Origin of the sequence: Pseudoalteromonas sp. A757 (genome assembly GCF_004103285.1) — a bacterium.
GTDB classification, from domain to species: Bacteria; Pseudomonadota; Gammaproteobacteria; order Enterobacterales; family Alteromonadaceae; genus Pseudoalteromonas; species Pseudoalteromonas galatheae.
Genome location: NZ_QNQN01000016.1, coordinates 1 through 389 on the forward strand (window position 1 = coordinate 1; position 389 = coordinate 389).

1 pseudogene is annotated in these 389 nt (G+C 43.2%); it reads right to left on the reverse strand.

Annotation, left to right across the window (positions count from 1 at the left end):
* Window positions 1–389 (reverse strand): annotated as a pseudogene (locus DRB05_RS00095) (transposase); the annotation flags it as partial.

Here is a 389-nt window from a genome sequence, read left to right on the forward strand (position 1 = left end):
CCTGTACAATTATCTTCTTTATTTGCTCGGCGGGCGATGTCTTCGTTAAGCACTCGCATAAACCAGCTAATATCTGCGAGCCTTTCTCTGTACTTATCAACCAGCTCATCGAGTATCAATTGCTCCGACTCATTGAGTGGCTCATCTTCAATAAACTTTTGGCTTATCCAATTGCCTTTAAATAACTTGTGCCATCGCATCACAGTCGCTTTATCCGACAGGCGCTTAGCCTTTTTATCATCAACATATAAAACAATGTGGGTGTGATTACTCATCACGGCATAAGCACAGACATCAATACAAAACACGGAGCCCAGCATCAGGAGCTTTTCTTCAACCCAATCCCGGCGGTGCTCGTATGATTTTCCAGAAAATTTATCTTCACCGCA